Raw genomic sequence first — 25,168 nt, forward strand, 5'->3', positions numbered from 1 at the left:
CCGGGATCACAGGGAGACGGCAGCCATGACCGCCACCGGTACGCGTCACGACCGCGACGGAGCCGACCGACCGCGCCGCTTCGTCATCAGCTTCGCGGGCTTCAACCGGCCCTGGGCCGCGTGGATCGCCCACCGCCTGGAGGAACACGGCCACCGCGTCGTCCTCCAACGCTGGGACCCCCAGACCAGCCCCGGACTGGCCGAGGCCCTCGACGACCTGGCCCGGGCCGGCGGCCGGATCCTCCTCGTCCTCAGCGAGCGCTACTTCTCGCTGGGCACCCACGCCGACGACGAGTGGAACACCGCCCTGCGCACCGTCACCGAGGCCCACCCCGGCCGGTTCGCGGCCGTCTGCCTCACCGACGCCCCGCTGCCCAGCGCCGTCGCCGCCCTGGAGAAGACCGACCTGTGGGGCCTGGACGCCTACGAGGCCGAGTACCGGGTGCTGCGCCGCCTGGAGCTGCCCACCGACCGCATCGGCACCGAGTCCGGCCGGCGCGGCCCCCGCTTCCCCAACGACCCGCCCGAGGTCTGGGGCCGCGTCCCGCGCCGCAACCCCCGCTTCACCGGCCGCAACGACGTCATCGGCCGGCTGCGGTCCGCCCTCGCCGAGGCCCCGCCCGGCGCCTCCACCGTGACCCTGCTCGGCCTGTCCGGCGTCGGCAAGACCCAGGTCGCCACCGAGTACGCCTACCGCTTCGCCTCCGAGTACGACGTCGTGTGGTGGGTCCCCGCCGAGGACCGGCCCACCCTGCGCGAACGCCTCGCCGACCTGGCCCCCGCCCTCGACCTGCCGCGCGGCGCCGGCAGCTACGGCGAGCAGATCCGCGCCGTACTGGAGGCCCTGCGGCGCGGGAACCCGTACCACCGCTGGCTGTTGGTCTTCGACGGCTGTGACCACCCCGACGACCTCACCGACCTGCTGCCCTCCGGCGCCGGCGACGTGATCATCACCTCCCGCAACCGGGAGTGGGCCACCCGCCACACCAGCCTCGTCGAGGTCCCCCTGTACGCCCGCCCCGAGTCGCTCACCTTCATCCGCCGCCGGGCCCGCCGGCTCACCGCCGACGAGGCCGACCAGCTCGCCGAGGCGCTGGAGGACTACCCCCTCGCCCTCGACCAGACCGCCGGCTGGCTCGCGGACTCCCCGATCGGCGTCGGCGAGTACCTGAGCCTGCTCCAGCGCCGCCTCGACTCCCACGAGGCCGTCACCCTCTCCGACGACTACCCGCTGCCCTTCCCCACCGCGCTGGCCATACTCCTCAACAACGTCCGGGAGAACTTCCCCGACGCCCTCGCCCTGCTGCGGCTGTTCGTCTTCTTCGCCCCCGGCCGCGTCCCGCTGCGCCTGCTGCGCGAGTTCCCCGCCGACGACGTGCCCGAGCACCTCGCCGGCATCGTCAACGACCAGATCCGCTGGAACGCCGCCCTCAACAAGCTCGTCCAGTTCTCCGTGGTCCGCCTGGAGTACTCGGACCTGTCCGTGGAGGAGGGCGGCGGCCTGGAGACCGTGCAACTCCACCGCATGGTCCACAACATCGTCCGCGAGAACCTCGCCGAGGAGGAGGCCGAGCAACTCTCCCGCGCCGTCCGCCAGGTGCTCGCCGCCGCCGACCCCGGCCGCCCCACCGACTCCCGCCTGTGGCCCCGCTACGCCGAACTCGTCCCGCACCTGGAGTCCGCCGGGGTCCTCACCAGCACCAACCCCCGCATCCAGAACTTCCTGCTGCACTGCCTGCGCTACCTCATCCTCGCCGGCGAGTACCGCACCTGCCTGCGCCTGTCCGAACGGACCGACACCGTCTGGCGGGCCATGCTCGGCGACGACCACGACCAGGTCCGCGAACTCAGCTACCACCACGGCGGCGCCCTGCGCATGCTCGGCCACTTCCGCCAGGCCGAACAACTCGCCCGCCAGGTCGCCGACCGCCTCCTCGCCGAACGCGGCGACCGCGACCTGGAGACCCTGCGCGCCACCAGCACCTACGCCGGCGTCCTCCTGGGCACCGCCAAGTTCGACGAGGCCCGCGTCCTGCTGGAACACGCCTTCGCCACCTACCGCGAACTCCTCGGCGAGGACGACTCCACCACCCTCGGCGCCCAGAACAACGTCGCCGTCGTCCTGCGCCTCCTCGGCCGCTACCAGGAGGCCTACGACACCGACCTGGACACCCTGCGCCGCCGCGAACGGGTCCTGCGCGTCCGGCACATCGCCACCCTCTCCTCCGGCATCGGCTGCGCCATGGGCCTGCGCCTCATGGGCCGCTACCGCGAGGCCCTCGCCCGCCAGGAGCAGGGCCTCAAGCTCAACACCCAGGTCCTGGGCCCCAACCACCCCCAGACCCTGCGCGCCGAACACAACCTCGGCATGTGCCTGCGCCGTTCGGGCGACATCACCGGAGCCGGATCCCGCCTGCGCGGCGTCCTGGAACGCTCCACCCGGGTCTTCGGCGCCGAATTCCCCTGGACCCTGATGGTCGCCTCCGACTACGCCACCTACCTGCGCGAGTACGGGGACATCGAGGAGGCCCGCCGGATCTCCGAGGAGGTGGTCCGCGGCTACCAGTCCCAACTCGGCCTCGCCCACCCGTACAGCATCGGCACCGTCGGCAACCTCGCCCTCGTGCTGCGCGCCCAGGGCGAACGCACCGAGGCCCTCAACCTCGCCGAACAGGCCCTCGTCGGCATGCGCGGAGCCCTCGGCGACCGCCACCCCTGGACGTTGGGCTGCGCCCTCAACGCCACCGGGCACCGCAACATCACCGGCCGCTTCGAGGACGCCCTCGACCTCAGCCGGGAGACCCTGCGCGGAGCCGAACGGATCCTGGGCCCCGACCACCCCATGGCCCTCAGCGCCCGGACCGCGCTCGCCGCCGACCTGCGGGCCGTCCGCGAGGACACGGAGGCCGCCAAACACGAGGACGCCGCCCTCAAGGCCCTCACCCGCACCCTCGGCCCGCAGCACGTCCACACCGTCTCGGCCCGCCAACAGGCACGCCCCTACTGGGACTTCGAACCCCAACCGTAGGGGCGCGGGGCCCCGGAACGCCGGAAGGCCCGGCTCCCGAAGGAGCCGGGCCTTCCGCGTTCGCACGCGGCGCTGGGATCAGGCCTCGAAGACCTCGTTCAGCAGCTGCTGCTGCTCGGCCTGGTGACGCTTCGCCGAGCCCACGGCCGGGGACGAACCGTGCGGACGCGAGATGCGCCGCAGCCGCTCGTTGGCCGGGACCTCGGCGCCGACCGCCAGGTCGAGGTGGTCGATCAGGTTCAGCGCGATGAACGGCCACGCACCCTGGTTCGCCGGCTCCTCCTGCGCCCAGATGTACTTCGCCGCGTTCGGGAACTTGGCGATCTCCGCCTGGAGCTCCGCGCCCGCCAGCGGGTACAGCCGCTCGATGCGGACGATCGCGGTGTCGGTGATGCCGCGCTTCTCCCGCTCGGCCTCCAGGTCGTAGTAGACCTTGCCCGCGCAGAAGACGACCTTGCGGACCGCGTTCGGGTCCACCGTGGTGTCGCCGATGACCGGACGGAACGAACCGGTCGTGAACTCCTCCGCCTTCGACGCCGCGGCCTTCAGACGCAGCATCGACTTCGGGGTGAAGACGACCAGCGGCTTGTGGTGCGGGTTGTGGACCTGCCAGCGCAGCAGGTGGAAGTAGTTCGACGGCAGGGTCGGCATCGCGACCGTCATGTTGTTCTGCGCGCAGAGCTGCAGGAAGCGCTCCGGGCGGGCGGAGCTGTGGTCCGGGCCCTGGCCCTCGTAGCCGTGCGGCAGCAGCAGCGTGACGCCGGAGGTCTGGCCCCACTTCTGCTCGGCCGAGGAGATGAACTCGTCGACGACGGTCTGCGCGCCGTTGACGAAGTCACCGAACTGCGCCTCCCACAGGACCAGCGCGTCCGGACGGGCCAGCGAGTAGCCGTACTCGAAGCCCATGGCCGCGTACTCGGAGAGCAGCGAGTCGTAGACGTTGTAGCGGGCCTGGTCGTCCGACAGGTACTGCAGCGGGGTGTAGTCCTCGCCGGTCTCCCGGTCGATGAGGACCGCGTGACGCTGACCGAAGGTGCCGCGGCGGGAGTCCTGGCCGGACAGCCGGACCGGGGTGCCCTCCATCAGCAGCGAACCGAAGGCCAGGGTCTCGCCCATGCCCCAGTCGATGGTGCCGTCGTCGATCATCGCCGCGCGGCGCTGGAGCTGCGGCAGCAGACGCGGGTGGACGGTGACGCCCTCGGGGATGGTGACCTGGGACTCGGCGATCCGCTTGACGACGTCCTGCGAGATCGCCGTGTTCACGGCGACCGGGAAGTCGGCCTGGTCCACCGGGGCCGGCGCGGCGACCGCGGGCTGCGTGGCGGCCTCGCGGACCTCCGCGAAGACCTTCTCCAGCTGGCCCTGGAAGTCCTGGAGCGCCTGCTCCGCCTCTTCCAGGGTGATGTCGCCGCGACCGATCAGGGACTCGGTGTACAGCTTGCGCACCGAGCGCTTCTTGTCGATCAGGTCGTACATCAGCGGCTGCGTGAACGCCGGGTTGTCCGACTCGTTGTGACCGCGGCGGCGGTAGCAGATGAGGTCGATGACGACGTCCTTGTTGAACGCCTGACGGAACTCGAAGGCGAGCCGCGCGATGCGGACCACGGCCTCCGGGTCGTCGCCGTTCACGTGGAAGATCGGCGCCTCGATCATGCGGGCCACGTCGGTCGCGTACATCGACGAACGCGAGGACTCCGGGGCGGCGGTGAAGCCGACCTGGTTGTTGATGACGACGTGGACGGTACCGCCGGTGCGGTAGCCGCGCAGCTGCGACATGTTCAGCGTCTCGGCGACCACACCCTGGCCGGCGAAGGCCGCGTCACCGTGCAGGGCGACCGGCAGGACCGTGAAGTCCGTGCCGCCCTTGTTGATGATGTCCTGCTTGGCGCGGACCACGCCCTCCAGGACCGGGTCCACCGCCTCCAGGTGCGAGGGGTTCGCGACGAGCGAGACCTTGATCTGCTCCCCGTCCAGGCCCGTGAAGGTGCCCTCGGCGCCCAGGTGGTACTTGACGTCGCCGGAGCCGTGCATGGACTTCGGGTCGAGGTTGCCCTCGAACTCGCGGAAGATCTGCGCGTACGACTTGCCGACGATGTTCGCGAGCACGTTCAGGCGGCCGCGGTGGGCCATGCCGATCGCGACCTCTTCGAGGCGGGCCTCGGCGGCCGAGTCGATGACGGCGTCGAGCAGCGGGATGACCGACTCGCCGCCCTCCAGCGAGAACCGCTTCTGGCCGACGTACTTCGTCTGCAGGAAGGTCTCGAAGGCCTCCGCCGCGTTCAGCCGGCGCAGGATCCGCAGCTGCTCCTCGCGCTCCGGCTTGGAGTGCGGGCGCTCGATGCGGTCCTGGATCCAACGGCGCTGCTTCGGGTCCTGGATGTGCATGAACTCGACGCCGGTGGTGCGGCAGTACGAGTCGCGCAGCACGCCGAGGATGTCGCGCAGCTTCATCATCGACTTGCCGGAGAAGCCGCCGACCGCGAACTCGCGCTCCAGGTCCCACAGGGTGAGGCCGTGCTCGGTGATGTCGAGGTCGGGGTGCTTGCGCTGCTTGTACTCCAGCGGGTCGGTGTCGGCCATGACGTGGCCGCGGACCCGGTAGGAGTGGATCAGCTCGAAGACGCGGGCGGCCTTGGTGACGTCGTCGTCGTGCGAGGCGTCGATGTCCCGGAGCCAGCGGACCGGCTCGTACGGGATGCGCAGCGCCTCGAAGACGTCGTCGTAGAAGCCGTTCTCGCCGAGCAGCATGTTCGCGACGACGCGCAGGAACTCGCCGGAGGCCGCGCCCTGGATGACCCGGTGGTCGTAGGTCGAGGTCAGGGTCATGACCTTGGAGATGCCCAGCTTGTTCAGGGTGTCCTGGGAGGTGCCCTGGAACTCGGCGGGGTAGTCCATGGAGCCGACGCCCATGATGACCGACTGTCCGGGCATCAGGCGGGGCACGGAGTGGACGGTGCCGAGGCCGCCGGGGTTGGTGAGGGAGACCGTCACGCCGGTGAAGTCGTCCATCGTCAGCTTGCCGACGCGGGCGCGGCGGACGATGTCCTCGTAGGCCTGCCAGAACTCGAAGAAGTTGAGGGTCTCGGCCTTCTTGATGCCGGCGACGACGAGCTGGCGGTCGCCGTTCGGCTTGACCAGGTCGATCGCGAGGCCGAAGTTCACGTGCTCCGGCTTGACCAGGGTCGGCTTGCCGTCCTTCTCCGCGAAGGAGTGGTTCATGGACGGCATGGCCTTGATGGCCTGCACCATCGCGTAGCCGATGAGGTGGGTGAAGGAGATCTTCCCGCCCCGGGCGCGCTTGAGGTGGTTGTTGATGACGATGCGGTTGTCGAACAGCAGCTTCACCGGGACGGCGCGGACGGACGTGGCCGTCGGGACGTCGAGGGAGGCGTTCATGTTCTTGGCCACGGCGGCGGCGGGGCCGCGGAGCGTCACCAGCTCGGGGCCCGCGGGGGCCTCGGTGGTGGGCGCGGCCTTCTGGGCCGGCGTGGTGGCGGCGGCCGGAGCCTGGGCCTGAGGGGCGGGCGCGGCCGGTGCGGCGGCCGGGGCCTGGGAGGTGACAGTCACAGCAGGGGCACCAGAGGGGGTGGCAGGAGCAGGGGCAGGAGCTGACACAGGCGGAGGGGTCGGCGCGACGGGCGCGGGCGCGGTCACGGCGCCTGCCGCCCCCGTGGCGGCGGCGTCGATGGCCTGCGGGGCGCCGGCGGCGGAAGGGGCGGCCTGTGCGGAGGCGCCCTCCGTCGTCGCGGGCTTCTCGGGACCGTCCGACTTCACCGGAGCGACAGCGCCCCCCGGCTTGTAGTCGGCGAAGAAGTCCCACCAGGCCCGGTCGACCGAGTTCGGGTCCTGGAGGTACTGCTGATAGATCTCGTCGACGAGCCACTCGTTCGCGCCGAAGCCTGAGGCGGGGTTCTTCCCGCCCTCTGCTGCTTCGGTCGTGGTGCTCGGGTTACTGGGGGACTGTGGCGACACGGCGGCAACCGCCCTCTTCCGCTTCACAAGGTATGGACAGCGGGAATAAAGGCTACGCCTCCCGGGCCGTGTCATGCAGGCCGGGCGGGACTTCCGTCACGCAGGTCACACCGAACGGCGGGTTTCGTCGCCCTGAATGGCGGGAAACCAGCCTGGTTCGGGTAGGGCACAGCGAGGTTGCGGCCTGCTGGCTTCGCACCCCTGACGATCGCGGGCACGTGTGGCCGAGATCATGTCCCTACACCTCGAACCCTACGTCAAGACGGCGCCGATGAGCTGCCCGGAAGAGTGACAAGGATTCGGCAACCCCGTGACGATTCGGCCACGCCGATGTGCCCGCCGTGCAGCGCGACCGCCCACCGGGCGATCGCCAGCCCCAGCCCCGTGCCCCCGTCGCCGCCCCCGGACGAACCCCGGTTGAAGCGCTCGAAGACCCGGTGGCGCTCCGCCTCCGGGATGCCGGGCCCCTCGTCCACGACCTCCAGGGCCAGGCTCCCGGGCGCGTCACCGGCCCGCGCCCGGACCGTCACCCGGCCGTGCGGGGGACTGTGCTTGACCGCGTTGTCGATCAGGTTGGCCACCACCTGGTGCAGCCGCTCCGCGTCCGCGTACGCCGCCAGGTCCGAGGGGAACACGTCCAGGTGGAGGTGCACGTCGTTGCGGGTGTGCCCGCCCGAACCGGTGGTCAGCCCCGGCCGCCCCGCCGCCGCCAGCCCCGACTCCTTCAGCACCCCCGACAGGTAGGGCCACACCTCGAAGCGGCGGGCCCGCAGCGGCACCACCCCGTTGTCCAACCGGGACAGGTCCAGCAGGGTCTCCACCAGCCGGCCGAGGCGCTCCGTCTGCTTCAGCATCGTGCGCATGGTCTCCGGATCGGCGCTCGACACCCCGTCCACCACGTTCTCCAGCACCGCCCGCAGCGCCGCGATCGGCGTCCGCAGCTCGTGCGAGACGTTCGCGACCAGTTCCCTACGGTGCCTGTCCACGGCCTCCAGATCGTCGGCCATCAGGTTGATCGTGACGGCCAGATCGCCCAGCTCGTCGCGGCGCCCCGCGCCCCGCACCCGACGCGTGTAGTCCCCGTGGGATATCGCGCGGGCCACCGTCGTCATGTCGTCCAGCGGCGCCGTCAGACCGTGCGCCACGAACTGGGTGATCAACATCGAGGCGATCACCGAGAACACCGTGATGAACCGCAGCTCGGTGTCGGTGCGCAGGGCCACCAGCAGCAGCCCCGTCGTGATGAACACCGACACCACGACGAGCGTGCCCAGCTTCGTCTTGATCGAGAACGGCGAGAAGGGCCGCAGCCCCCCGTCGCGCGCGGCGGCCCCGCCGGGGCGGCCGTCCCCGCGCCTGCGATCGGGCCGGGCCCCGCTCACGGCTGGGCCGGGGTCTCCAGGGCGTACCCGACGCCGTGGACCGTACGGATCCGCTCCGCCCCGATCTTCCGGCGCAGCGCCTTGATGTGGCTGTCGACCGTACGGGTCCCCGAGGCGTCTGCCCAGTCCCACACCTCCGCCAACAGCTGCTCCCGCGAGAGCACCGCGCGCGGTGTGCCCGCCAGGCACACCAACAGGTCGAACTCCGTCGGCGTCAGGTGGACGTCCTCCGCCTGCACCCGGACCCGGCGCTGCGCGTGGTCGATCTCCAGGTCGCCGAGGCGCAGCGTGGCCCCGCGCGGGGCGGTCGCGGCCTGCGTGGCCCGCTCCACCCGGCGCAGCAGGACGTGCACCCGGGCGGCCAGCTCCCGCATGGAGAACGGCTTCGTCATGTAGTCGTCCGCGCCGACGCCGAGGCCGACCAGCATGTCGGTCTCGTCGTCCCGGGCGGTCAGCATCAGCACCGGGACCGGCCGCTGCGCCTGGACGCGCCGGCACACCTCCAGCCCGTCGAAGCCGGGCAGCATGACGTCCAGGACCAGCAGCTCGGGCAGCCAGCTCTCGGCGGCCGCCACCGCGGCGGGGCCGTCGTAGGCCGTCTGCACCTGGAAGCCCTCGGCCCGCAGCCGGGCCGCGATGGCGTCCGCGATGGTGTGGTCGTCCTCGACCACGAGAACGCGCCGCTGGGCGCCCGGGGTGGCCGCGGCGCCGTTGTGGGTGGTGTGTGTCTGTTCCATGTCCCGCCCCTGAAGATCCCGCGTGATGGGGTGCAGCGTAGAGGAGCCACCGGCCTGCGGCTATGCGGGGTTCGGACAGGGGTGGACGGGCTGACGTCCGATGACGGCCGCGACCCTACGGGGTCGCGGAGAAGCTCGGCAGGTGTTCGAGGACCTCGCCCAGCGCCGGGGCGAGCGCCTCCTCGTCGCCGCTCACGGTGTGGCCGCCGTACGTGAACGCGTAGCGGAAGCCGTCGTGGATCGGCGGATCGGCCTTCGCCTCGCGGGGCAGGCGGGCGAAGTCCGCCGCCCCCAGCGCGCGCCGCAGCTCCTCCAGCGCGGCCGGCGCCAGCCGCCCGGTCCGCAGCACCGCGGCCTTGTCGTCCACCAGGCTCCAGGAGCCGTCGCCGCGGACCAGCAGGCCCGTCGAGCGGCCGGCGAAGCCGCCGGAACGGATGACCGTGACCAGGTGCTCCGCCCGGGGATCGGGGGAGGCCGTCGGGGCGGGCGAGCCGGTGGGGCCGGGACTGCCGCCGGGGGCCGACGCGGAGGGGCTCCCCGGGGCCGACGCCGAGGGGGTCGTCGTCGCAGGGGTCGTCGGCGCGGGGGGCGAGGTCGCGGGGGCCCCGGAGGAGCCGGCCGGTCCGGAGGCCTCGGACGGGCCGCCCGAGCCGCAGCCGCCCAGCAGCGCCACCGCCAGCACCGCCGCCGTGACGGCGCCCGCCGCGCGCACGGCCCGCGCCGCCGGGAGCGTACGCGTCGTCGCCGCCGCTCGCGCCGTTGCCGTCGTTGCCGCCGCCCGGTCCGTCGGGAGGGTTCGCGTCGCCGCCTCCCGCGCCGCCCGCGCCCCCCGTGCCGCCCCTGTCGCCCGCGCCGTTCGCACCGTTCGCACACCCACCTCCGCGGGTCTCGGACCGAACCCCGAGTATGGAGGCCCCGTCCCGCCACGGAAAGCACCCCGGAGGCCGCCATCCGCCACCTGGCCCCCTGGCGCGCGGCGCCCCCGCTCCTGGCCCTCCTCCTGGGCCTCGTGGGACTCGAACGCGGCCCCGGCGGCGGCAGCATGTGGCGCGACGAGTCCACCACCTGGCAGGTCGCCCACCGCCCCCTGCCCGAGCTGTGGCGCCTCCTCGGCGAGGTCGACGCCGTCCACGGACTCCACTACCTCCTCGCCCACGGCGTCTTCGCCCTCTGGGACGGCGGCCTGTGGGCCCTGCGCCTGCCCTCGGTCGCCGCCACCGCCCTCGCCGCCGCCGGCGTGGCCGCCCTCGCCCACCACCTCGCGGGCGAACGCGCCGCGCTCCTCGCCGGCTGCGCCTACGCGCTGCTGCCGCCCGTGCAGGCGTACGCGCAGGAGGGCCGCTCGTACGCCCTCGTCGCCGCCGCCGTGGCCTGGGCGACGTACCTCATGCTGCGCGAACGGTGGGTGTCCTACGCGACCGTCCTGCTGCTCGGCTGCTGGCTGCACGAGTTCGCCCTCCTCGCCCTCCTCGCGCACGCCCCCACCGCCCACCGCTCGCGCGGTTGGCGGTGGGGCGCCGCCGCCGTCTGCGTCGCGTCGGCCCCCCTGGTCTGGCTCAGCTCGCGGCAGGCGGCGGCCCAGTTGGGCCGGCTCGCCGGGCCCGGCCTGGAGGACTGGGCCGGCTACGGGGCGCTCGCGGCCGCCGTCCTGCTCCTCGCCCGCGGCTGCCCCCGGCGCGACCTCGTCCGCGTCGCCGTCCCCCTCGCGCTGCTGCCGCCCGCCCTGCTCCTGACGGTCTCCCTCGTCCGCCCCCTGTACGTCGACCGGTACGTCCTCTACGCCCTGATCGGGGTCGCGCTCCTGGCCGGGGAGCGGCTCGCCCGCCCGCTCCCGGCGCGGTCGTGGGCGGTGGTGGCCGCGCTGCTCGTGCCCCTGCTCTGGTGGTCCGTCCACCTGCGCACCCCCGAGGCCCGCAAGGACGACGTCCTCGCCGTGGCCGCCGCCGTGCGCGAGCACGCCCGGCCCGGGGACGCGGTGCTGTTCCTGCCCTCCCGCCGGCGCGAGTGGCTGCTGTCCTCCCCGGAGGTCCACGCGGGCCTGCGCGACATCGCCCTCGATCGCGCCCCGACGGCCTCGCACACCCTCCACGGCACCGAACTGCCGCCCGGGGCCATCCGCGAGGCCCTGCTGCGCTCGCCCCGGGTGGTGGCCCTGCTGGACCCGGCAGGGCAGCCGCAGGACCGCGAGCCCGTCGAGGCGGTCAAACGCGACACCCTGGCCGCCGGCTTCGAGCGCTGCTCCGAGACCCGGGTGCACGGGGCCAGGGTCGCCGTCTACGCCCGCCCCGGCGGCTGCGGCTGACCCCTCCCGCGCACGGGTCGGGCATGATCCACGGAACACGCCCCAGGCCCAGGAGGTCCGCCCCATGCCCCCGCCCGAACCCCCCGCCTCCCCGTCCGCCCCGGCGGGTTCGGCCGCACCCGCCGCTTCGGCCGCCGGGGCCGGCCCGCCCGCTTCCCCCGCTCTGGCGCCCTCGGCCGCCGGAGCGACCCCGGCCGCTCCCGCCTCGCCGGGGCACCCGGCCGTCCCGGCCACCCCGGCCGTCCCGGCGCCCCCGGCCGCACCCGCCGCTTCGACTTCCGAAGCCACCCCGGCCGTTCCCGCCGCTCTGGCCCCCTCGGTCGCCGGAGCGACCCCGGCCGCTCCCGCCTCGCCGGCGACCCCGGCCGGCCCGGCGGCCTCGGTGGGGCCTCCCGGCGCCGGCGGGCCCGGGCCGTCCGCCGTGCCGGTTGCGGTCGGGCCGCTGATCGCGGTGGAGCGGCTCGCCGCGTGCCTCGGGGCGCCCGGGCTGGTCCTCTTCGACGCCTCCGTCGGCGCCCACCGCGCGAGGGCCCCGCGCCTGCCGGGCGCCCGGCCCTTCGACCTCGACGGGGCCCTGTCCGACCACGACGCCCCCGCGCCGCACACCATGCCGGGCCCCGACCGCTTCACCGCGGCCCTGCGGGAACTCGGCGTCCACGACACCGACACCGTCGTCGTCTACGACGCCGCCGGGATCTACTCCAGCGCCCGGGCCTGGTGGATGCTGCGCGCGATGGGCTTCGACCGGGCCGCCGTCCTGGACGGGGGCCTGCCGGCCTGGACCGCCGCCGGGCTGCCCGTCGAGGACCGCCCGGCCGGCTACGAGGGCCCGCCCGGCTCCTTCACCGCCCGGCCCCGCCCCGGGCTGCTGGTCGACGCCGACACCGTCGCCCGGGCCTTGGGCGACCCGGCGGCCGCGGTGCTCGACGCCCGCACCCCGGGCCGGTTCGCCGGCACGGAGCCCGAGCCCCGGCCCGGACTGCGCGGCGGCCACATGCCGGGCGCGGTGAACCTGCCCTTCGGGGAACTCAGGCGGCCCGACGGGCTGATGCGGCCGGCGGCCGAGCTGCGGGAACTGTTCGCGGCGGCGGCCGGCGACCGCGAGCGCCTCTACTTCAGCTGCGGTTCCGGGGTGACGGCCTGCGTCCTCGCGCTGGGCGCGACCCTCGCCGGCCACCGGGACACCGCGGTCTACGACGGCTCCTGGAGCGAGTGGGGCCTGCCCTCGCCCACCCGCCCGGTGACCACGGGGACGTAGAGGGGCCGGACGCCCGTGGCGGGGGATAACCCCACCACCGGCCGGGTACCGGCCCCATCGCGGGCCGCGACGTACGCGGCCAGGGTGGGGGCATGGCATCCCACACCCCGTCAGAGCGTCCCGTCCGCGCCGCAGTCGGCGCCTCCGCCTTCGCCGTCACCCTGACGGCGGCCGCCCTCCTCGTGTCGGGCTGCTCCTGGGTGGAACCCGTGGCCACCAGGACCGTGGCCGCAGACGCCTCGGTCGCCGAGGCCGTCACCGCCGTGGAGGTCGGCGACGTCCGCAGCGGCTCCGTCGAGGTCACCGTCGGCAGCGGCCCGGGGGTGCGCGTCCACCGCACCGTGCGCTACCGGGGCGACACCGAGCCCCGCCCCGGCCAGCGGGTGTCCGGCGGGGTCCTGACCTTCACCGAGGGCTGCGCGGACACCTGCCGGATCGACTACCGACTGGAGGTGCCGGCCTCGGCGAAGGTCAAGGTCGTCAGCAGCAGCGGCCGGGTCGCGCTGACGGGCGTGGCCGCCGCCGAGGTCGAGTCCGACTCCGGCGACGTACGGGCCGAGGCCATCGCGGGGCCGCTGCGGATCCGCACCGCCTCCGGGGACGTCACGGGCACCGCCCTGGGCGCCGAGGCCGACGTCCGCTCGACCTCGGGAGACTCCCGCCTGGACTTCACGCGGGCCCCCGCGGCGGTGTCGGTCACCGCGCGCTCGGGCGACGTCACCCTCAAGGTGCCGAGGGCCCCGTACCGGCTGGAGACCTCCACCGACTCCGGCACCCGCGACCTCACCCTTCCCTCCACCCCCAGCGCACCCTCCGGCCTCGCGATCCGCACCACCTCGGGCGACATCCGCGTCTCGGCCCTCTGAACACCCCTCTGACCAGCCCTCAACGGCCGTTCGCCCCCGGCGAACGGCCGTCGGGGAACATCGGCGGGCGCAGAAGCATTGAGTCGGCATAGCTCAACTTCACTGCCGGAGGGAAGATCATGGCTTCGACGTCCGTAACGCTCACTCTGCCCGTGCTGCCGCTTGACGACGAGGTCGTGCTGCCCGGCATGGTCGTCCCGCTGGACCTGTCCGACGCCGAGGTGCGGGCCGCCGTCGAGGCCGCGCAGGCGGCGGCGGGCACGGGCAAGCCCCGGGTCCTGCTCGTGCCCCGCATCGACGGCACGTACGCGGGCACCGGAGTGTTCGGCACCGTCGAGCAGGTCGGCCGGCTGTCCGACGGCGACCCCGGGGCCCTGATCCGCGGCCGCGGCCGGGTCCGCATCGGCGCCGGCACCACCGGCCCCGGCGCGGCCCTCTGGGTCGAGGGGGAGACCGTCGCGGAGCCCCTGCCCGACCCCCTGCCGGGCTCGGTGACCGAGCTGGTCAAGGAGTACAAGGCCCTCGCCACCAGCTGGCTCAAGAAGCGCGGCGCCTGGCAGGTCGTCGACCGGGTCCAGCAGATCGAAGGGGTGTCGGCCCTTGCCGACAACTCCGGCTACTCCCCGTTCCTGACCGTCGCCCAGAAGGTGGAGCTGCTGGAGACCGCCGACCCGGTCGCCCGTCTCCGCCTCGCCGTCAAGGCCCTCGGCGACCACCTCGCCGAGCAGGACGTCGCCGAGTCCATCGCCAAGGACGTCCAGGACGGGGTCGACAAGCAGCAGCGCGAGTTCCTCCTGCGCCGCCAGCTGGAGGCCGTGCGCAAGGAGCTGCGCGAACTGGGCGGCGAGAAGGAGGGCGAGGAGTCCGACGACTACCGCGCCCGCGTCGAGGCCGCCGACCTGCCCGAGAAGGTCCGCGAGGCCGCCCTGAAGGAAGTGGACAAGCTGGAGCGCTCCAGCGACCAGTCCCCCGAGGGCTCCTGGATCCGCACCTGGCTCGACACCGTCCTCGAACTGCCCTGGAACGAGCGCACCGAGGACAGCTACGACATCCGCGGCGCCCGCGCCGTCCTCGACGCCGAACACGCGGGCCTGGGGGACGTCAAGGACCGCATCACCGAGTACCTCGCCGTCCGCAAGCGGCGCGGCGAGCGCGGCATGGGCGTGATCGGGGGCCGCAGGGGCGGCGCCGTCCTCGCCCTCGTCGGCCCGCCCGGCGTCGGCAAGACCTCCCTCGGGGAGTCCGTCGCGCACGCCATGGGCCGCGAGTTCGTCCGCGTCGCCCTCGGCGGCGTCCGGGACGAGGCCGAGATCCGCGGCCACCGCCGCACCTACGTCGGCGCGCTGCCCGGCCGCATCGTCCGCGCCATCAAGGAGGCCGGGTCCATGAACCCGGTCGTCCTGCTCGACGAGATCGACAAGGTCGGCTCCGACTTCCGCGGCGACCCGGCCGCCGCCCTCCTGGAGGTCCTGGACCCGGCGCAGAACCACACCTTCCGCGACCACTACCTGGAGGTCGAGCTCGACCTCAGCGACGTGGTCTTCCTCGCCACCGCCAACGTCCTGGAAGCCATCCCCGAGGCCCTCGCCGACCGCATGGAGCTGGTCCGGCTCGACGGCTACACCGAGGACGAGAAGGTCGTCATCGCCCGCGACCACCTCCTGCCCCGCCAGCTGGAGCGCGCCGGACTCGGCGCCGACGAGGTCACCCTGGAGGACGACGCCCTGCGCCGCCTCGCCGGCGAGTACACCCGCGAGGCGGGCGTGCGCACCCTGGAGCGGTCCCTGGCGCGCCTGCTGCGCAAGGTGGCCTCCCAGCACGAGCTGGGCAAGCGGGAGCTGCCCCTCACCATCGGCGCGGGCGACCTGCGCGCCCTCATCGGACGCCCGCACCACGTCCCCGAGTCCGCCCAGGACCCGGCGGAGCGGCGTACGGCCGTCCCCGGCGTGGCCACCGGCCTCGCCGTGACCGGCGCCGGCGGCGACGTGCTGTTCGTCGAGGCCTCCCTCGCCGACCCCGAGACCGGGGCCGCCGGGCTCACCCTCACCGGCCAGCTCGGGGACGTCATGAAGGAGTCGGCGCAGATCGCGCTCAGCTTCCTGCGCTCGCGCGGCGCCGAACTGGAACTCCCGGTGGCCGACCTGAAGGACCGGGGCGTGCACATCCACTTCCCGGCCGGGGCCGTGCCCAAGGACGGTCCGAGCGCGGGCATCACCATGACCACCGCCCTGGCCTCGCTGCTCTCGGGCCGCCCGGTCCGCACCGACGTGGCCATGACCGGCGAGGTCTCCCTGACCGGACGGGTCCTGCCGATCGGCGGGGTCAAGCAGAAGCTGCTCGCCGCGCACCGGGCCGGTCTGACCACCGTGATCATCCCCAAGCGCAACGAGGCGGACCTCGACGACGTCCCCGCCGAGGTGCTGGAGGGACTGGAGGTACACCCCGTGACGGACGTGCGCCAGGTGCTGGAGCTCGCCCTCGCCCCGGCGGAGATCTCCTTCACCAAGGCCGCCTGAGGCACGCAGCGGCGGCCGGCGTCCCGAGGGGCACGCGCGGGACGTCCACGCACCCGGCCCGGGAACCCGCTTCGGCGGGGCCCCGGGCCCTCGGCGTACCCGCTGCGAAATACTGACCCCGTACGGGGAAGCCACACGCCACCCGACACTCACCACGAAACGGAGCGGGACGTGCACGGGAGCGAAGACCAGGAGTTCCTTGCCCTGGAGCGGGAGCTGTCCGTCTTCCTCCGGCGGGCCCGGGCCTCTTCCGGCGAGATGGCCCGCGCGCTGCACCCCGAGCTGGAGCCGGCCGCGTACGGGCTCCTCGTCCGGCTGGAGGCCGCCGGCCGCCAGCGGGCCACCGAGCTCGCCGCCTACTTCGGCGTCGGCAAGGCCACCATGAGCCGCCAGCTGCGGGCCCTGGAGGTGCTCGGCCTGGTGGCCCGCGAGCCGGACCCGGCCGACGGCCGTGCATTCCTCGTCGGGCTCACCGCCGAGGGCCGGGAGCGCTTCCTGCGGGTCCGGGGCGCCCGGCGCGAGCAGTACATGCGCAAGCTCGCCGACTGGGACCGCGGCGAGGTGGCGGAACTGGCGAGGCTCCTGCGCCAGTTGAACTCCGGCGAGGAGTAGGGCCCCCGGGCGCTCAGAGCTCCGCGTAGACCACCGAGGCGTCGTCGTGCCGCTTGCCCCGCGCCGGCGGGCGCAGCGGATCGGATTCGAGGGTGCGGACCCGCCCGATCAGCCCCTGCGCGCCCTCCTTGCGCAGCACGTCCAGGCACGCGGCCCAGCCGCCCTCCGCGAAGGTGTCCGTCCAGCGGCTCGCCCCGTCCGTGAGCGCGGCCAGCGCCCGCACCCGGGCCCGCGGGGTGCGCCCGGTCACCGCCCGGTCCGCCACCGCCGGGTCCGCCGCCGCCGTGAAGAAGCCGCCGTCCGCGTTGCGCAGCGCGTCGGTGTCCCGCGTGGAGCGCAGCACCCGGGAGGGGATCCGGTCGAGCCGGTCGTCGAGCACCGCGGTGACCTCCCCGTCGGGCCCGCGCAGCAGGAGCACGGAATCGGAGAGGACGAGGTGCTCCACGTACGCGTCGTCCCAGCGCACCATCACGACCGTCGCCTGCGGAGTGCGGACGTGAGAAAGGTCACAGGTTTCGCGGTGGGCTTCGGCGGTGTCCGCGATGGCCTCGGCGAGCACGCGGTCCAGGGGCATGTCCCGCCGCGATCCGGACAGTTCGGTCAATCGGCCGCCGAGCCGCGTCGAGAACCAGGGCACGCCGTGGACGCACCCGTCGCCGCCGCGCGGGGGCGTCACCCCGTCGAGGACGACCAGGACGCCGCCTCCCGGCGCAGGTGTCGCGGCCGACACCCAATCCTCGTTGGGGCGTTCCGGGTCGCCCGGGGCCGTGGCCAGGTCGATGCGCATGGGGACATTCTCCCCGCCGGAGCCCCGTGTGGACCGAATGGTCCGGACCAATATGCGGGGGGTGGGGGCGCCCCCGGGGACGGCGTTACCCGCGGTCCGATCGCGATGTGGGCGCGCATATTGCCAAAGGCCGGCTCGATGTTTCAACCGCCCGTCCACGACGGGCCCCTGACACGGGATGTCCGAGTTGGTCGGCCACTCCTCCGTGATGTTCACTCCTTCGAGTGGCCGGGTGGGCGATGTGCGGCTCTCCTCCCAACACACTGCGAAGGTCTGAGGCGGTACGAGGGGGCAGGGGGCGTTTACTTGTTGACCGGCCGTTACCTCGGCCACACGAGTAGACGAGCACGAGCACACGTACAGGATTGCGAGCACCGGTGCAGAAGAAGCGGTCTCGGAAGAACGGCACCGCCAGCGCCGACGTTCCCGCCCAGGCAGGAAGACGCGTACGCGTCCGCAGTCGGCTGGTGGTCGGAGTGGCCGTCGCCGGACTCACCGTCCTCGCGGCAGGCACCCCCGCCGTCGTCTCCGCCACGAGGGAACTGAACGACTCCCAGCGCCTGGTCACCCTCGCGCAGCAGTCGCAGCAGGCCCTCACCCTCGCCCACCTCCTCGGCGACGAGCGCGACGCCGTCGTCGACTACGTGGCCAAGGGACGCCCCGGCGGCGCCAAGGCGCCCGTCGACGAGCGCACCGGTCGGACCGACCGGCAGATCGGCGAACTCCGCCCCGAGGCCGACGAGGACCTCACCCGCGCCCTCGGCAAGGTGGTCGCCGTCCGCGCCGAGGCCGTCGACGGCAAGGGCAGCGCCCTCGCCGCCCACCAGGCCTACGCCGGCCTCATGGACGAACTCCTGGCCCCCGGCAACCGGCTCGCCGAACTCACCCCGCCGCGCGCCGAGGCCGCCCTCGCCGTCACCCGCCCCCTGGCCCCCCTGGGCCGGGCCGTGGAACAGGCCGCCGCCACCCGCGGACTGCTGCTCGCCGCACTGGCCGTCCCCCGCGGCGAAACGCCCCCGAACTCCGCGATCGTCGACGAGCTCACCACTGCCTCCCAGCGGGCCCGCGTCCGCGAACAGGCCGCCCTCGACGACTTCGCGCGCGCCGCGCGCCCCGACGTGCGCCAGACCCTCGCCGCCACCGTCACCGGCCCCGAGGTCAAGACCGCCGAGGACTACCTCAAGCGGCTCACCGACCGGCCCGTGCTGACCCCCGCCGACCGCAAGGTCGACGCCGGCGCCGTCGGCACCGCCCTCACCGCCCGCGTCGACCGCATGCGGTCCGTCGAGGCCACCCTCGCCGGCGAGCGCGCGACCGCCCTCGCCACCCTGCGCGACGACGACGTCACCCGACTGGAGCTCCTCGTCGCCGGACTCGGCGTCCTGTTCCTCTTCGTCGTCGGCTTCTCCACCGCCATCGCCCGCTCCCTGACCCGACCCCTGTCGGTCCTGCGGCGCGGCGCCGAACGTCTGACCACCCCCGAGGGCTCCGTCGAGCCCGTCCGGTTCACCGGCCGCAACGACGAGTTCGCCGAGGTCGTCCGCCACCTCAACGCGGTCCGCGACCAGACCGTCGCCCTGCACACCCGCGTCGCCGGCCTCGACGCCGACCGCCGCCGCCTCATCGGCCGCAACGAGGCCCTCGCCTCGGGCCGCGAGGCCCTGGAGAACGAACTCGCCTCCGGCCGCGCCGCCATGGAGACCGAACTCGCCGAACTGCGCGCGAGCCTCGAAGAGCACCGCCGCGTCATGTCCACCACCTCCGTCTCCCTCTCCCTGCGCACCCTCGGCCTGGTCGAACGCCAGCTCGCGGTCATCGAGGAGCTGGAGTCGAAGGAGGGCGACCCCGACCGGCTCGCCACCCTCTTCAAGCTGGACCACCTGGCGACCGTCATGCGCCGCCACAACGAGAACCTGCTCGTCCTCGCCGGACAGGAACACGGCCACGGCCAGAGCCTGCCCGTCGCGCTGGTCGACGTCATGCGGGCCGCCGTCAGCGAGATCGAGCGCTACGAGCGCGTCGACCTCACCGAGCTCCCCTCGTACACGCAGGTCGCCGGCCACGCCGCCGACGACATCTCGCACGTCCTCGCCGAGCTGCTGGAGAACGCCACCACCTTCTCCCCGCCGGACGCCAAGGTGAAGGTCTCCGGCCGGCTCCGGGACTCCGGCGACGTGGTCCTGTCCGTCGTCGACACCGGCATCGGCGTCACCGAGGACCGCCTCGCCTCCCTCAACGAGCGCCTGGCCACCCCCGACGCCTACGACGAGGAACCCGAGGCCGAACACGGACTCGGACTCGGCCTCTACGTCGCCGGCCGCCTCGCCGCCCGCCACGGCGTCACCGCCGAGCTGCGCGCCGGGGAACACGGCGGCACCGAGGCCCTGGTCGTCATCCCCGCCACGCTGCTCCCGACCACCCCGCCGGCCTCCCCGCTGCACAGCCTGGACGTGACGGGCCTGCCCGCCTACCAGCTGCCCGGCGTGGTCGCCGAGGCCAACGAGAACACCCTCCCGCCGCGGCTGCGCCCGCAGCCCGAGACGCCGGTCGACACGGCGGTCGAGACGCAGGTCGAGACGTCCGACGCCGACCCGTCCGCGCCCCGTGCCGAAGCCGAGGTCGACGCCGCGTCCGACCTCGAAGCCGAGCCGGGTACGGAACCCGACGCCGACCTCGACGCCGATCTCGGCATGGACCTGGGCATGGACCTGGACTCCGTGCTGGCCCGGGGCGCGCGGGAGGAGGCCGCGCGGGCCGCGACCGACGCCGACGAGGCCGACGACGCCCACGAGGCCGCCGTACGGGCCGAGGAGCCCGCCGACGGCGAGGCGCTGCCGCCCGCGGACCAGGTCTTCACCGCGCTCGCCCCCGAGGCCGCCGCGCCCGCCGGGACCCTCGCCGACCCGGAGCCGGCCCCGGCCCCCGAGCCCACGACCGACCCCGCCCCGGAGCCCGCCGCCGAGGCCGTCGCCGACGCCGCCGAGGAACTCCTCGCCCGCGTCGTGCCCGACCCCGACGCCCCCGAGCCGACCCCCGAGCCCGTCGAGCCCCACCAGGTGCCCGAGGAGCAGGCCAGGGTGGTCCCGCTGGCCGAGGCCTTCGAGGACACGGTCCTGCCCCCGGCGGCGCCCGCCCCGGCCGCCGCCGAGGTCGACGAGCCGACCCTCACCATCCCCGTCCCCGACGTCGAGCAGCCCGCCCACCGGCGCGCCGCCGACGCCGACGACGGCTTCGTCCCGCGTCAGGGCAGCCACCCCGGCCACGACGCCGAGGCCGTCACCGACAAGGGCCTGCCCAAGCGCACCCCCCGTGCCTCGAAGGCCCCCGTCGCCCGCCCCGCCGCGGCCCGACCCGAGGCGCCGCGCCGCGTGGACGCCGAGGAACTGCGCCGCCGGCTCGGCGGCTTCTACCAGGGCGCCCAGGACGGGCGGCGCGTCGTGGCCGCCGAACTCGCGCAGGACCAGGGGCAGGGGCAGACCGACCAGGGGGACACCGCACAGGAGGCACGCACATGACCGCGCCCAGTACGTACGGACTGAGCACCCAGGCCCGCAACCTGCAGTGGCTGCTGACCGACCTGGTCGAGGAGGTGCCCGGGGTCAACTCCGTGGCCGTCGTGTCCTCGGACGGGCTGCTGCTGCTCTCCTCCGAACCAGGAGCGGCGCGGCCCGCCGACGAAGGCCGCCCCAAGGGCCCGCGCGGAGCCTCCGCCGACCTCGCGACCATCGTCTCCGGGCTCGGCAGCCTCACCACCGGCGCGGCCGCCCTCATGGAGTTCGGCTCCGTCAAGCAGACCATGGTCGCGATGGAGCACGGCTCCGTCTTCGTCATGGCCATCAGCGACGGCTCCCTGCTGGGCGTGCACGCCACGCCCGACTGCGACATGAGCGTCGTCGCCTACCACATGGCCCTGTTCGTGGGCCGCGCCGGCCACGTCCTGACCCCCGAAGTCCGCAGTGAGCTGCGCCAGTCGATGGAGAAGACCCCGTGAGGAGTACGGCCTCCGACCGGCTGCCGATACGCGGCGCCGACCGGCGCCCCGCCCGCGTCCGCCCGTACTCCCTCACGGGCGGTCGCACCCGCTTCACGCAGGTCCTGCGGGTGGAGACGTTCGTCGCCACCCTGGACAGCGGCCCGGCCAAGACGCCCGACCGCATGCCCGAGATGCGCGCCATCGTCGAGGTGTGCCGCCGGATGCGGACCATCGCCGAGATATCCGCCCTGCTGAAGCTGCCGCTCGGCGTCGTCCGGGTCCTCGTCAGCGACCTCTCCGACCAGGGCCGCGTACGCGTCTACGGCACGGGGCAGGGCTCCGGCCGCCCCGAGCGCGCACTGCTGGAAAGGGTGCTCAGTGGTCTTCGCCGTCTCTGAACCGGCCGCCGCCCTCCTGGACGACGAACCCGTCCAGCCCTGGCAGTACGACCGCTCCCGCGCGCCCGTGGCCGTCAAGGTGCTCGTCGCCGGCGGCTTCGGCGTCGGCAAGACCACCTTCGTCTCCTCCGTCTCGGAGATCGCCCCGCTGCGCACCGAGGCGGTGATGACCCAGGCCGGCGCTCCCACGGACGACCTGAGCGGGACCCCGGACAAGAGCACGACGACCGTCGCCATGGACTTCGGCCGCATCACCCTCGCCGACGACCTCGTGCTGTACGTGTACGGGACGCCGGGCCAGGAGCGGTTCTGGTTCATGTGGGACGACCTCGTCCGCGGCGCCATCGGCGGGCTCGTCCTGGCCGACACCCGCCGGCTGCGCGACTGCTTCCCCGCGCTGGACTACTTCGAGAGCTGCGGGCTCCCCTACGCCGTCGCCGTCAACCACTTCGAGGGCTCGCGCTCCTACGCCGTCGAGGACGTGCGGGAGGCGCTGACCATCCCCGCCGAGGTCCCCGTCGTGATCATGGACGCGCGGCGCCGCGACACGGTCGTGGAGTCCCTGCTGACGCTGGTGGGCCACGCGCTGGACAGCACCCCCGAATAGCCGAGCCGTAGCCGAGCCGTACGCCGTAGTCGAAGTCGAAGCCGTAGCGACACTCGAAGCCGCCGCCGTCCTCCCCGGCGCGGTCCGGATGGAGAACGTGAAATGCGCAGGATTCTTGTCGTGGGGGCGGGCCAGTCCGGCCTTCAGCTGGCCCTCGGCCTCCAGGCGAAGGACTACGAGGTCACCCTCATGTCCAACCGGACGGCGGACGAGATCCGCACCGGTCGTGTCATGTCCACGCAGGTCATGTTCGACTCCGCCCTCCGGCACGAGCGCGACCTCCGGCTGAACTTCTGGGAGCGCCAGGCCCCGTCGATCCGCGGCCTCGGCTTCTCCGTCGCCGCCCCCGACGGCTCCCGCGCCGTCGACTGGCTCGGCCGCCTCAAGGGCCCCGCGCAATCCGTCGACCAGCGCCTGAAGATGGCCGGTTGGCTGGACGTGTTCACCCAGCGCGGCGGACAGCTGGTCATCCACGGCGCCTCCGTGGCCGACCTCGACTACTTCTCCCGCACCTACGACCTGGTGCTCGTCGCCGCCGGCAAGGGCGAGCTGGTCTCCCTCTTCGACCGGGACGCCGCCCGTTCCCCGTACGCGGCCCCCCAGCGCGCGCTGGCCGTCTCCTACGTGCGCGGACTGCGGCCGCGTCCCGAGCACCCCGACGCGGAGACCGTCCGCTGCAACCTGGTCCCGGGCGTCGGCGAGCTGTTCGTCATGCCGACCCTGACCACCTCGGGCCGGGCGGACATCCTGTTCTGGGAGGGTGTGCCGGGCGGCCCGCTCGACGTGTTCCGGGGGGTCAACGACCCCTCCGACCACCTGGAGCTGACGCTCGACCTGATGGAGAGGTTCACCCCCTGGGAGTACGAGCGCGCCACCGGGGTCGAGCTGACCGACGCGGGGGGCACGCTCGCGGGCCGCTACGCGCCGGTCGTGCGCAAGCCGGTCGGCCGGCTGCCCGGCGGGGGCCTCGTCCTGGGCGTCGGCGACGTGGTGGTGGCCAACGACCCGATCACCAACCAGGGCACGAACGCGGCGGCCAAGTGCGCGGCCTCGTACCTCTCCTCGATCCTCATGCACGGCGACAAGCCGTTCGACGAGGCGTGGATGAAGGCCACCTTCGACAAGTTCTGGTTCACGACCGGCAAGCACGTCACCGACTGGACCAACACGATGCTGGGCACCCCGCCGCAGCACGTCCTCGACCTGATCCGGGCGGCCGGGGAGCACCAGCGGGTGGCGGATCGATTCGCCAACGGCTTCGACAACCCGGCCGACTTCAACGCCTACTTCTACGACCCCGAGGACGCGGCGGACTACCTCGCCGAGGTGTCGGCCTCGGTGGCGGTCCAGGTGTCCGCCTAGGCGTCGTCCTCGGTGTCGGACCGGGTGCCGGCCCGGGTGCCCGCACGGGCGTCGGCCCGGGTGTCGGCCTCCTCGGCGGGCTCCGGCGCCTCCTCGGCCGAGTAACCGGAATCGTCCCCCGCCGTCGCGGCCCCCGGCAGCGGCGGCGGGGTGAACTCCGTCAGCGGTTCGCCCTCCGGGTCCGGGCGCACCGCCCCCAGCAGCGGGTTCGCCGCGATGGGGGAGACCTTCACCCGGGCCCCCGGACGCGGAGCCTGGATCACCTTGCCGTCGCCGACGTACAGGGCCACGTGCGTGGCCTTCGGGAAGTACACCACCAGGTCCCCGGGCCGCAGCTCGTCCAGCGGCACCCGGGGCAACCGCGCCCACTGCTCCTGGCTGGTGCGCGGGATGGCACGCCCCGCCTCCTCCCACGCCCGGGAGGTCAACCCGGAACAGTCGAAGGACGCGGGTCCCTCCGCGCCCCACACGTACGGCTTGCCGATCTGGCGCGCCGCGTAGCGCAGGGCCGCACCGCCCGCCGCCGTCGGCGTCCCGGTCCGGGCCGGCAGCCGCCCGGAGCCCAGCAACTCCCGCTGGGCCCCCGCCGTCACCGCCGCCTCGCGCGCCCCGAGCCCCCGCAACTGCTCCGGGGTCAGCGCCGCCAGCAGCGCCTCCACCTCCTTGAGCCGCCCGGCCACCTCGACCTGCCGCCGCTTGCGCTCGGCCGCCAACGACCGCTCGGCGTCCAGGGCCTTGCGCGCCCCGGCCGCCAGGACGTCGGCCCGCTGCTCGCCCCGCTCCAGCCGGGCCACGACCCCGGCCCGCCGGGCCCCCTCGCGGGCGGCGAGCCGCCGCTGGTCGACGGCCTGCTGGGGGTCGCCGGAGAGCAGCATCCGCAGGTACGGCGAGAACCCCTGGGCGCCCTGGTACTGCTCGCGGGCCAACCGTCCGGCGGCCGCCCGCTCGGCGCCCAGGGCCGTACGGGCCCGCCCGAGCTCGGCGGTGAGGCGCCGCTCCTCGTCCTGCCGCGCCGTGAGCGCCACCTCGGTGGCGTTGTAGGCCTCGGTGGCCTCCTCCGCCTTCTGGTACAGCCCCTGCAACCGGGTCAGCAGCTCCCCGACGGACTCCGTCACGGGAGCGGAGCCGGCGGCGGGGGTGGTGGTCGCGGTGGTGCCGGCCGCGGGGGCGGTGGGCGTGGTGGTGGCGGCGGGGGTCGGGGAAGGCGTCGGGGTCGGGGCGGGGGCGGGGTCGGCCCGTACGGCGGCCGGGGGGCCGGCGGCGACGAGGAGCGTGACGAGACAGGCGACCCGCAATAGTCGTTTTGTCATGTAATCCCTCCGTGGGGCCCGATGTTTCCACGCCCCGCGCCCCGCGCGGCCGACCCGG

At 74.1% G+C, this 25,168-nt stretch carries 17 protein-coding genes; 11 read left to right on the forward strand and 6 right to left on the reverse strand.

Features of this window, described 5'->3' with window-relative positions; translation table 11 throughout:
• Positions 1-25 precede the first annotated feature (25 nt).
• Complete coding sequence (fxsT, locus tag AB0D01_RS03255; RefSeq protein ID WP_363053259.1) at positions 26-3,028, forward strand: FxSxx-COOH system tetratricopeptide repeat protein; 3,003 nt, start codon at positions 26-28, stop codon at positions 3,026-3,028.
• Between the two features lie 78 nt (positions 3,029-3,106).
• Here the strand turns inward: fxsT and AB0D01_RS03260 are convergent, their stop codons facing one another.
• From AB0D01_RS03260 to AB0D01_RS03275, 4 genes are all read right to left on the reverse strand, one after another.
• Positions 3,107-7,000, reverse strand: a complete 3,894-nt coding sequence (locus tag AB0D01_RS03260) for a multifunctional oxoglutarate decarboxylase/oxoglutarate dehydrogenase thiamine pyrophosphate-binding subunit/dihydrolipoyllysine-residue succinyltransferase subunit (RefSeq protein WP_363053260.1) — start codon at positions 6,998-7,000, stop codon at positions 3,107-3,109.
• Positions 7,001-7,257: 257 nt separating this feature from the next.
• Entirely contained in the window at positions 7,258-8,310 is a 1,053-nt protein-coding gene (locus AB0D01_RS03265; protein WP_363053429.1) for a HAMP domain-containing sensor histidine kinase, read from the reverse strand.
• A 68-nt stretch (positions 8,311-8,378) separates the two neighbouring features.
• Positions 8,379-9,119, reverse strand: a complete 741-nt coding sequence (locus AB0D01_RS03270; RefSeq protein ID WP_363053261.1) for a response regulator transcription factor — start codon at positions 9,117-9,119, stop codon at positions 8,379-8,381.
• A 115-nt stretch (positions 9,120-9,234) separates the two neighbouring features.
• Entirely contained in the window at positions 9,235-9,831 is a 597-nt protein-coding gene (locus tag AB0D01_RS03275) for a hypothetical protein (RefSeq protein ID WP_363053262.1), read from the reverse strand.
• A gap of 297 nt (positions 9,832-10,128) precedes the next feature.
• On the opposite strand from AB0D01_RS03275, the gene AB0D01_RS03280 reads away from it, so the two are divergent.
• The 5 genes from AB0D01_RS03280 to AB0D01_RS03300 all read left to right on the forward strand — a co-directional run bounded on the left by AB0D01_RS03280 (position 10,129) and on the right by AB0D01_RS03300 (position 16,673).
• The gene (locus AB0D01_RS03280) at positions 10,129-11,421 is read left to right on the forward strand and encodes a glycosyltransferase family 39 protein (RefSeq protein ID WP_363053263.1); all 1,293 of its coding nucleotides are present in this window, start codon (positions 10,129-10,131) and stop codon (positions 11,419-11,421) included.
• 382 nt (positions 11,422-11,803) lie between these two features.
• Positions 11,804-12,679: a sulfurtransferase gene (locus AB0D01_RS03285; RefSeq protein WP_363053430.1), complete on the forward strand. Its 876-nt coding sequence runs from the start codon at positions 11,804-11,806 to the stop codon at positions 12,677-12,679.
• A 92-nt stretch (positions 12,680-12,771) separates the two neighbouring features.
• On the forward strand, positions 12,772-13,545 hold the full coding sequence (locus AB0D01_RS03290) for a DUF4097 family beta strand repeat-containing protein (RefSeq protein ID WP_363053264.1): 774 nt from the start codon (positions 12,772-12,774) through the stop codon (positions 13,543-13,545).
• Positions 13,546-13,664: 119 nt separating this feature from the next.
• A complete protein-coding gene (gene lon / locus AB0D01_RS03295) occupies positions 13,665-16,061 on the forward strand; it encodes an endopeptidase La (RefSeq protein ID WP_363053265.1) in 2,397 nt (798 codons plus the stop codon).
• Positions 16,062-16,232: 171 nt separating this feature from the next.
• Positions 16,233-16,673, forward strand: a complete 441-nt coding sequence (locus tag AB0D01_RS03300; protein WP_363053266.1) for a MarR family transcriptional regulator — start codon at positions 16,233-16,235, stop codon at positions 16,671-16,673.
• 13 nt (positions 16,674-16,686) lie between these two features.
• On the opposite strand, the gene AB0D01_RS03305 is transcribed toward AB0D01_RS03300, so the two are convergent.
• Entirely contained in the window at positions 16,687-17,460 is a 774-nt protein-coding gene (locus AB0D01_RS03305; protein WP_363053267.1) for a protein phosphatase 2C domain-containing protein, read from the reverse strand.
• 377 nt (positions 17,461-17,837) lie between these two features.
• Here AB0D01_RS03305 and AB0D01_RS03310 point away from each other — a divergent pair, with 377 nt between their 5' ends.
• The 5 genes from AB0D01_RS03310 (at position 17,838) to AB0D01_RS03330 (ending at position 23,800) form a co-directional block, all read left to right on the forward strand.
• Positions 17,838-20,975, forward strand: coding sequence for a nitrate- and nitrite sensing domain-containing protein (locus AB0D01_RS03310; protein ID WP_363053268.1), 3,138 nt, complete (start codon positions 17,838-17,840; stop codon positions 20,973-20,975).
• Positions 20,972-21,451 carry a roadblock/LC7 domain-containing protein gene (locus AB0D01_RS03315; protein WP_363053269.1) on the forward strand — a complete coding sequence of 160 codons (480 nt, stop codon included), beginning with the start codon at positions 20,972-20,974 and terminating at the stop codon, positions 21,449-21,451. The genes AB0D01_RS03310 and AB0D01_RS03315 overlap by 4 nt, the downstream gene beginning before the upstream one ends.
• On the forward strand, positions 21,448-21,831 hold the full coding sequence (locus AB0D01_RS03320; RefSeq protein ID WP_363053270.1) for a DUF742 domain-containing protein: 384 nt from the start codon (positions 21,448-21,450) through the stop codon (positions 21,829-21,831). The genes AB0D01_RS03315 and AB0D01_RS03320 overlap by 4 nt, the downstream gene beginning before the upstream one ends.
• The gene (locus AB0D01_RS03325) at positions 21,812-22,438 is read left to right on the forward strand and encodes an ATP/GTP-binding protein (protein ID WP_363053271.1); all 627 of its coding nucleotides are present in this window, start codon (positions 21,812-21,814) and stop codon (positions 22,436-22,438) included. Before AB0D01_RS03320 ends, AB0D01_RS03325 begins: the two co-directional genes overlap by 20 nt.
• 102 nt (positions 22,439-22,540) lie before the next feature.
• Positions 22,541-23,800 (forward strand): styrene monooxygenase/indole monooxygenase family protein, encoded by a 1,260-nt coding sequence (locus tag AB0D01_RS03330; RefSeq protein ID WP_363053272.1) that lies wholly within the window; start codon positions 22,541-22,543, stop codon positions 23,798-23,800.
• Here AB0D01_RS03330 and AB0D01_RS03335 read toward each other — a convergent pair.
• The gene (locus AB0D01_RS03335; protein ID WP_363053273.1) at positions 23,797-25,110 is read right to left on the reverse strand and encodes an NlpC/P60 family protein; all 1,314 of its coding nucleotides are present in this window, start codon (positions 25,108-25,110) and stop codon (positions 23,797-23,799) included. The genes AB0D01_RS03330 and AB0D01_RS03335 overlap by 4 nt on opposite strands.
• Positions 25,111-25,168 lie beyond the last annotated feature (58 nt).

It is taken from the genome of Streptomyces sp. NPDC048606 (genome assembly GCF_040650855.1).
In the GTDB taxonomy this organism is placed as follows: domain Bacteria; phylum Actinomycetota; class Actinomycetes; order Streptomycetales; family Streptomycetaceae; genus Streptomyces.